Annotated in this window: 11 protein-coding genes; all 11 read right to left on the bottom strand. The window is 59.8% G+C overall.

All coding sequences use genetic code 11. The features are described from left to right. Position 1: 1 nt before the first annotated feature. Positions 2-298, bottom strand: coding sequence for a hypothetical protein (locus tag ACIREA_RS21625; RefSeq protein WP_397384435.1), 297 nt, complete (start codon positions 296-298; stop codon positions 2-4). Between the two features lie 58 nt (positions 299-356). Then, the gene (locus ACIREA_RS21630) at positions 357-1,043 is read right to left on the bottom strand and encodes a hypothetical protein (protein WP_397384436.1); all 687 of its coding nucleotides are present in this window, start codon (positions 1,041-1,043) and stop codon (positions 357-359) included. A gap of 2 nt (positions 1,044-1,045) precedes the next feature. Continuing rightward, positions 1,046-1,312, bottom strand: coding sequence for a hypothetical protein (locus ACIREA_RS21635; RefSeq protein WP_397384437.1), 267 nt, complete (start codon positions 1,310-1,312; stop codon positions 1,046-1,048). Between the two features lie 26 nt (positions 1,313-1,338). Further along, entirely contained in the window at positions 1,339-1,638 is a 300-nt protein-coding gene (locus tag ACIREA_RS21640) for a hypothetical protein (RefSeq protein WP_397384438.1), read from the bottom strand. Between the two features lie 20 nt (positions 1,639-1,658). Continuing rightward, positions 1,659-2,006, bottom strand: coding sequence for a hypothetical protein (locus tag ACIREA_RS21645; protein ID WP_397384439.1), 348 nt, complete (start codon positions 2,004-2,006; stop codon positions 1,659-1,661). A 12-nt stretch (positions 2,007-2,018) separates the two neighbouring features. Beyond that, positions 2,019-3,104 (bottom strand): hypothetical protein, encoded by a 1,086-nt coding sequence (locus tag ACIREA_RS21650; RefSeq protein ID WP_397384440.1) that lies wholly within the window; start codon positions 3,102-3,104, stop codon positions 2,019-2,021. 150 nt (positions 3,105-3,254) lie between these two features. Further along, positions 3,255-3,668, bottom strand: a complete 414-nt coding sequence (locus ACIREA_RS21655) for a hypothetical protein (protein WP_397384441.1) — start codon at positions 3,666-3,668, stop codon at positions 3,255-3,257. A 14-nt stretch (positions 3,669-3,682) separates the two neighbouring features. Continuing rightward, a complete protein-coding gene (locus ACIREA_RS21660; RefSeq protein ID WP_397384442.1) occupies positions 3,683-4,498 on the bottom strand; it encodes a hypothetical protein in 816 nt (271 codons plus the stop codon). A gap of 151 nt (positions 4,499-4,649) precedes the next feature. Next, positions 4,650-4,940, bottom strand: a complete 291-nt coding sequence (locus tag ACIREA_RS21665; protein ID WP_397384443.1) for a hypothetical protein — start codon at positions 4,938-4,940, stop codon at positions 4,650-4,652. 202 nt (positions 4,941-5,142) lie between these two features. Further along, on the bottom strand, positions 5,143-5,760 hold the full coding sequence (locus ACIREA_RS21670) for a hypothetical protein (protein WP_397384444.1): 618 nt from the start codon (positions 5,758-5,760) through the stop codon (positions 5,143-5,145). A gap of 200 nt (positions 5,761-5,960) precedes the next feature. Then, the coding region (locus ACIREA_RS21675; RefSeq protein WP_397384445.1) for a hypothetical protein at positions 5,961-7,761 on the bottom strand (1,801 nt) is incomplete at its 5' end.

Genomic DNA, 7,761 nt, shown 5'->3' on the forward strand with positions numbered 1-7,761 from the left:
TTCATGGCGCCACTGCCGCAGCGGGACTTTTGGCTGAAAGCTGCGGGTACAGCGCCTGCTGCAGCGCGGGGATGTTTCGCACCTCCTGCGCATTCATGGCGGCCACGGCGGCGCTGGTGCTGCCGCCGGAGATCAGCAGCGCGCCGCCACCGGCCAGGAGATCCTTCTCCACATCTCCGATGATCTGCGCCTGCACGGCGGGCGTGCTGATTTTCAGGATGCCCGGATTCGTGCAGGAGCCGAGGCTCATGACGGCCACAAGTGCGGCGGTGACAAGGATGAGTGCGTGGGTTTTCACGGGATTAGTCTTGGTTCTTGGTTTCGTCATTCGTCATTCGTCATTCGTCATTCGTCATTCACGTCGCGTCTCCAGGCCTCCACTCCTCGCCTTGAAGAGTGGTAGTATATGGTATTCGGTGGTCTGCGAGATCGTGCTGGCTGATGGCCTGCATCAGCTCCTCAAACTGCGCGCCGCGCTGCAGCCAGGTGGAGTGTCCGCAGGAGTCGTCGCTGTGGTCCTGCACCACCTCGGGGAAGAGCGCGGCAAACTCCCGCCCGCGCAGGCCCAGCGAGCCGTAGCCCAGACCCAGCCAGCCGATGAGCGGGCGCGTGGCGGCGGCAAGGCGCAGCGCCCCATCATGCCGGCTGCCGTAGATGTGGATGCGGCGGATCAGGCCCTCGCGGATGGCCTCGGCAAAGTCCTCCTCATCAGCTGCGGGAGCGATGAGGTGCGCCGCATCGATCTCCGCCCCGCAGGCCTCCAGCACGCGGGCGATGAGGTCGCATCCATTGCTGTGCCCCACCAGCACCAGGCGGTAGCCCGCGCGCCGGTAGTAGCCCACCTTCTTGGAAATCTCATCCGCCCGCTGCCGCTGGTGCATGCGCCGAAGCAGCGCGCTGCACGAGTACTCAAACTTCTCCGCCACCACGCCGTCCGGCAGCCGCGTGTTGATCCACGTCACAAACCGGTCCGTCCACCCCTCCGCGTCTCCGGGGTTGGTGCGTATGCCGTTGATGGCGATGTAGCAGGTGCGCGTGTTCATGGTTATTCAGCTCCACGTTGGGCTTTCAGCACGGCAATGTCTCGGTCGTGGCCGATCACGGTAGTCCGTACGTCCGCCGTGCTCCTCAGTGCTTCAGATGCCTCACGCTTCGCATCCGCAATGCCGTGTTTCACCTCCTCGACTACTCCGCCGACCGCCGCTGTTCCTGCAATGACTCCAGCAAACGTCGCCCACCCACACCACAACAGCGGCCGCAGATTCTTCGCGAGAGTCTGAGTGATGAGCTGGGAAAGAGTGTCAGTGCTCATGGTATCACATCATGAAGTTGCGTGGATTATTCAAAACCAAGCTGGGTCAGCAGAGAAACCACATACTTGGTCGGCGGGAGTTTTGAGATATGCATCTCGACCGCCATCTTGATAAGATCCCGCTGCTTCTCACTGAGTTGGATGTCAGGAACCGTTTGACTCTGCCATGCCTCATTCACCTCCTTTTCAGTGGGGGTTGGGCAGTTCAAAATCTCAACAATCTTGGCCGCCATGAGCACCTCTGTTGGCGTTTTGAAGGTGTTTGGGGCATGAAGAATGTTATGCGTAAGGTGACGAAGTCCGTTGGTTGTTTTGATTGTGTGCATGAATGCTGATGGAAGGAAATTTAAGCGAGTGTGACAGTGACATTTGCGTGATAGTCCAACTGCTCAGGTGGCGTGCGACCGGTATCGGTGATGAAATCAGCGCGGGTTTTGACAAAGCGATTTGCACAACGGACGATGTGATCGCGGTTCTTATTAGCGAACTGCATTATGTGCACGGCCTTGGTTCCGAGCGTGGCCAGGACGGCAGCAAGAGTGAATCCTTCTCGCGTATTGAGCCATAGCGTGATGAAGCAGTTGTTGTGAATGGCCACACGGTGGGTGATCTGCGTGTTCACAACATCAACGATGCCTTGTGCCACGAGTTCTGTCGCCTCGGGGGGCGTTGTGGGAATGTTGATGAGTTTCATAAGCGGGTGCTTTTAATGGATGATCCAGTTGGTTCCGTCTGAGATAACAAGTGCCTTGTTGCTGCCACCACCTGTCACGGTGCTGTATGCGGTGGTGGTTGTGGCATCCGTCACAAAAGCCATGCTTCCCGCTCCGCAGGTCGAGGCAGAGGGCAGGCCGCTGACGATGTAACTGGGAAGTTTTACCGGCTGCGTATGGTCAGTAGTATTCGCTCCAAGATTAATTTTAACGACACCTCCACGAATCAACTGAGCGTCGCGCGCCGAACCACCGCCGCTGCCAACGTCCGTGCCGATGCGCAGGGTGTTAGTGGAGGTCTGCCAATCCATCACGCCAGCCTCCCAGTTCGTGGTTGAACTCACCGTGTTCGCCACGCGAAACGTCTGCGTGATCGTGCCGCTCTCACTGCGTTGCAGAATGATTCCATGATCAACTCTTGAAAGGCAAGTCTGGTTCGACCACCTCAACATCCAACCCACAGGCATTTCAATGATTTGGTAATTGCCATTTACCGATACACCGTTTGCAATATACATGGAGCCATCATGGGCGATGTAGAATCTTTCCACGTTATCTTGTATCAATCTTAATGCTCTATCTCCATAAAAGTTTGGCTGTCCAGATCCTGTTGTAATCTCTAGCGATAACAGCGTCGGATATGAGGTGTTTCCTGTGGCGGCGGTCCAGTCATCCGCAATGGTCAGGATAGAACGCGTTACGCCGCCTCCAGCGATTGACCCGCTGATGTTCAAGCCCGCTGCATTTGCTGCTGCGGTCATTGTCTGGAGTGCGGTAAAAATGTTCGCCGTGCCCAGAAGAGCCGCCGTCCCCGTGGCCGGAATCGTCAGCGTGCGGTCAGCATCCCCAAGCGCAAAACTCAGCGTCCGCCCCGAAGTCAGCTCTTCACTGCTGGCCAATGTCAGGTCAAACGCCGTGCCGGTACTGCGGAGTCCGAGTGCAGTAAGCCCAATAGCAGTTCCGCCAGTGATGGCAATGTTCGCTGCTGGACCAAGAGTATTCAGTTGATCAAACGCCGCATTGATCTTCGTGCGTGCCTCCAGCCCGCTGTCGCCATTGTTGAGAGTATCGAGTGCCATAAGTGTGCTGTGTTAAAAGTTAAGAGTCCTTCCAGATTGATGCGTCATCCCAGACACCCGTGTCATTCCACGCACCGTTTGCGAGAATCCATGGCGGACCGTTCGGCCCTGTGGGAGCCAGCGCCAGGGATAGAGCGTGTCCGAGTCCGATCATGGCTTGTGGTGGGTTGTGGTATTGCTGGCCTGCGTGGCGGCGTCCCGCAGGGCGTCAAAGCTCAGCGTCTCCAGCTTCTCCACCCGCTTTGTCTGCAGCTCGATGAGCTCCGCGATCTGCTGCGCCTGGTTGTTGAGCGCATCGCTGAAGCGGTTCACCGTTTCGATGCCCTTGCCCCACACCGCGCGCAGAATCAGCACGATGAACCCCGCCAGCGCGATGATGAACCCGATAAGCACCACGTGCAGCGGCTGGATCGCCAGCTCCTGCGGGTCAATGCTCGCCAGCCGCACATACCACCCCGCCACCGTGGCCGCCACAATGCCCAGCGCACTCACCGCCGCACCAAAGATGCAGGTGGCCAGCGAGAGTGGCACTTCGAAATGAGAGGGGTCGAGCGGGAGTTTCATGGCATGATAACAGATTAGCGTTGCTCAACCACGGCCCAGCAGGCGAGAGCTCCGCCAGTCGGAATTTCTCCGGTCATGCGCGCCACGACAGAGGCTGCTGGACGACCAGTGACCCACTCAAAGAAAAATTCACCGGCGGCAACTTCGCCGGTCATGGTGTAGGCGCTGAATGCAGCACCAATTGGGTAATAGGTGCTCGCCACCTTGAGCGCAATCTGGACGGTGGTGTTCACTCCTCCACCAGCGTTGTAAACGCCAGCCTTGATCATTTTGACGTCCTTTGATTCATCCGCTGGGATGATGGTCACTTCGCTTGTGGCTCCGCTGGGAGGGACCGCGCTTGAACCACTGCCGCCACCTGTGACGGTTATTGGGTCAGTGGTATTGGTGAGACTGCCGGAGTGGCTTTCGGCAGGTCCGGTGTTGGTGTCAGAAACAATGCAGTTCTGTGATGTGGCTTCTGCATTGCTTGCCGTGATGCCAGGAATTGAGAGCGCGTTGATGGCGGCGGCCACCGCAGTAGCAGGATCAAGCGCAGTCGAAAACCCACTGCTATCAATCCAAATCGTGGAATCAGCCGGGTCAGTGACTGAGATGGTGAAACTATAGGTGGTGCCGTTGTGCGTGTAAAACAGCAGGAATTCTTGATCGAATGCCAGGTTGTAGGAGAGATCCGAAGGAGCATTTTCAGGACTGCCAGGATTAGTGTGCCCTTGCAGAACACCTGACCCCCGAATGATCGTAGACGCATTCACCGCATCAATCGCAGCATTGATCTTTGTGCGGGCGTCCAGCCCGCTGTCGCCGTTGTTCAGGGTGTCGAGTGACATAAGTGTGATGAGTTAAGAGTCCTTCCAGTTTGCTGCGTCATCCCAGACGCCTGTGTCGTTCCACGCGCCATTCGCGAGGACCCAAGGCGGGCCGCTCGGCCCCTTGGGGGCCAGCGCGAGTGACAGAGCATGTCCGAGTCCGATCATAAAATCACAGTGCGACGATGTTCGTGGCCGTGGTGTTCGTGGCGTTCACGCGGGAGGTCGCGATGGGCAGCACGGCGCCTGCCGGCACGCCCGCGAAGGTCACCGCCACGCCGTTTTCGTTGAGGGCCACCACATCGCCCGTGCCGCCCACATAGAGCGCGCGCGCCGGGCCCCCTTTGATGGGGGCGGTGTCAGACGGCGTGATCGTGCGAAAGGACGAGTTCGGCACCATCTCCTGGAGAGCTCCAGGGATGGACATGGGATCAAGCGGTGTGCGGCGTCGTGAGGCAGGCATGGTGTGCGATGGGTGTTAGGGTGAAATGAGGAATGCGAAATGATGCGGTCTTTCTCTGGTGTTCGTCCTCCTACTCGAAATCGTTCTCGATCATTGCGCATCGAAAGCACAAGGCGGATAGAGCAGGGGAGTCGTGGAGCATCGGAATGCTGAGTTCTCGAATTAGAATAGTGATGAATGGAAACCGAGCGGCGCACGCAGTTCACATCGCCGTCGTGCGGCTCACCTCATTGAAGCTGGTGCCGTCAAAGATGAAGGTGATGACGAACTTCTTCGCGCTGCTCGTCCCCGTGGCCAGAGTGCCCGTCGTCTTGAAGTTCGTGTTGAAGGTCAGCGTGCGGCTCGTCGTGCCGCTGGTGGTGATCACCAAAGCATACGTCCGGCCCGAGACCGCCCCCGTCGTCACCGCGTTGATCGTTTCATCCTGCGAAGGCGTCAGCGTGTAGCAGGACACGCTGGATGCCGGCGCAAAGCTCACCGTGCTCGCCGCCGCCAGCGCCGCCGTGCGCTGCAGGCTCACCGTGCCGCTGCCATCCGGAAAGGTCACCGTGCGGCTCGCGCTCGGATTCGTGATCGCCAGGGTCGTCACCTTGCTGTCAAACGTGCTGCCCTGAAACTCCAGCGCACCGTGGTAGGCGCTCACCACCACGCGGTTGTCCTTGCCCACCAGCGCATGGCTCGTGAGCGACAGCGGCGGCGCGATCGGCGCGGCGTCCGTGCCGAAAATTTTCCGCAGCATCACATCCACACTGTCCACCCCCAGGGCGGTCGTGGCAATGGCTGTGGCGATGACAAACAATAGCAGTGTGTGCTTCTTCATGGTAATAACGTGTTTCGTGTTCTTCGTTCTTGGTTCTTTGTTATCTGAAAATCGTCCTCGTACTCCTACTCGAACTCGTCCTCGATCACTGCGCGCCGCAGGCAGGCACCGCTCTGAGTCTGTATGGAGTCTTGAAAGCTGAATTCTCTGAATCTCTCATCGTCTGATTGTCTCGGCTCGTTTATCCGCTCTTCAAAAACTCACGCCTGCCCCATCGCCCCCGGCATCGGCGCACCCGCTCCCGGCGGCATACCTGCACCTGCCATCGGCGCAGCACCCGGCATGCCCGCCCCAGGCGGCATCATCCCCGGCGCCCCCGCCATACCAGCCCCTGGCATCGGCGGTGCCCCCGGCGCAGCACCTTGATCCGGTGCCGCACCCGGCGCCTGCTGCTGCTGCGCGGCCGCCTGTTCCTGCTGCTGCTGCAGAGCCATCAGCCCCTTCAGCTTCTCCGCCTCCTCAGGCGGCAGCAGCGGCAGGCAGCTCTCCAGCGTCACCACCGGCTTGCGCACCATCTCCTCCGCGTTGGAGAATTCCAGCGCCTTGAGCGCCTGCACCACGCCCACGCGTGCCCCCGCCTTGTCCGTCTCTGGCATGCCCGAGTAGCCCTGCAGCTGCTGCATCATCACCTGCGCTCCCTGCAGCTTGTTCTGGTTCTGCTCCTGCGTCAGCAGCATCTCCACATCAATGTCCAGGTCCCGCACATGCTCCGGGGTGATGGTCACCAACTCCTTGTTGTGCCCCTCGCCCCACACAAAAGCCTCCGCGCGGTCAAAGTTCGCGTAGTGCAGCTTCACCGCATAGCTAAAGCCCCGGCCCTTCGATCTCCGCAGCCGCCGGATCGGCTTCTTCAGCAGCACCGCCGCACGACTGATCAAAGACTTGATCCCCGTCGCCGTGTTCGATTCCGGCACACTCGAAAGATCCCCCTGGCTCGCACTCGTGATCCCGCTCCTCAACTGCGCCAGCTGCATCCCCGTTTGGAACAGCTCCAGGCTCCGCGAGTCCGCATCCGGCAGGATCGCAAATTCGATGCAATCCCCCAGCCGCTTCCCCGCCTTCGGGCGCAGCGTCTTGCCCGGGCCGATCACCATCTCGCCACCGTCCTCATCCGTTTGCAGGTTCTCCTCATGCACCGCCGTCAGCGGATTCGCATGCATCTCATTGCGGAAGTTCACCTGGTTCCACAGATTGTCCGTCGCCGTCTGCAGGTACGCATACTTCGAGAAAAAGCCCCGCCCATAAAGCCGGTGCGGCACAGGCTCCCACACATCACACTTGATCGGCAGCTCAGCCTTCGGCGAAATATTCGCCAGATAGTCCGCCCAGATGATCCAGTCCTCATGGTAAGGTGGGAAGACCATGCACATCCGCGCCTCCTTGCCCGTGCCCGTCACATCCGCACGGATGTATGCCTCGATCAGCCTCACGCGAGTGTTCAGCAGCTGCTCCGCCTCCACCTCGCCCAGCGGCTCATCCGCCGGCGCGCACGTCACCGTCGCATCCGCCGTCCGCTCACGCTGCGCCTCGTCCTCACTGCAGATCCGCGTCTCCGCGCAGCGCGCCAGGCGCACCGCATCCTCCTTCGAAAGGTGAAAGCGCCGCATCGCCTCAAACGTGCTCATCTCCACGCTCACATACACATTCGTATGCCGCAGATCCAGCTCCGGCGCATCCTCGCGGAAGCTGATGTCATGAAAGTGGATCGGCACCGCCTCCACCCCCTGGCGGATGATCGTCTGGCGCGTCTCATACACCTCCTTCCACTCCAGCTTCCCCTTCAGGCGGCGGCCCATTTTTTTCACCTGCGCATCACTCGTCACATACTCGCCCAGCGCATCCACCACCGGCTCACCGTCCGCGTGCAGGCAAGGCGTCGCCGCCTCATGCTCATCCACATCCGTCGCATACAGCGTCTTGATAAAGCACTCCCCCAGCGTCACCGCCTGGTCGATCCCCAGACACTGCGCATCCACAAATCGTCCATCGCGAAACGTCCAC

Origin of the sequence: Prosthecobacter sp. (assembly GCF_044373815.1) — a bacterium.
In the GTDB taxonomy this organism is placed as follows: Bacteria; Verrucomicrobiota; Verrucomicrobiia; order Verrucomicrobiales; family Verrucomicrobiaceae; genus Prosthecobacter.

Bases quoted from the DNA above. Each gene is read 5' to 3' on its own strand.
- ACIREA_RS21630 (WP_397384436.1), bottom strand. From the start codon at position 1,043: ATGAACACGCGCACCTGCTACATCGCCATCAACGGCATACGCACCAAC.
- ACIREA_RS21635 (WP_397384437.1), bottom strand. From the start codon at position 1,312: ATGAGCACTGACACTCTTTCCCAGCTCATCACTCAGACTCTCGCGAAG.
- ACIREA_RS21640 (WP_397384438.1), bottom strand. From the start codon at position 1,638: ATGCACACAATCAAAACAACCAACGGACTTCGTCACCTTACGCATAAC.
- ACIREA_RS21645 (WP_397384439.1), bottom strand. From the start codon at position 2,006: ATGAAACTCATCAACATTCCCACAACGCCCCCCGAGGCGACAGAACTC.
- ACIREA_RS21650 (WP_397384440.1), bottom strand. From the start codon at position 3,104: ATGGCACTCGATACTCTCAACAATGGCGACAGCGGGCTGGAGGCACGC.
- ACIREA_RS21655 (WP_397384441.1), bottom strand. From the start codon at position 3,668: ATGAAACTCCCGCTCGACCCCTCTCATTTCGAAGTGCCACTCTCGCTG.
- ACIREA_RS21660 (WP_397384442.1), bottom strand. From the start codon at position 4,498: ATGTCACTCGACACCCTGAACAACGGCGACAGCGGGCTGGACGCCCGC.
- ACIREA_RS21665 (WP_397384443.1), bottom strand. From the start codon at position 4,940: ATGCCTGCCTCACGACGCCGCACACCGCTTGATCCCATGTCCATCCCT.
- ACIREA_RS21670 (WP_397384444.1), bottom strand. From the start codon at position 5,760: ATGAAGAAGCACACACTGCTATTGTTTGTCATCGCCACAGCCATTGCC.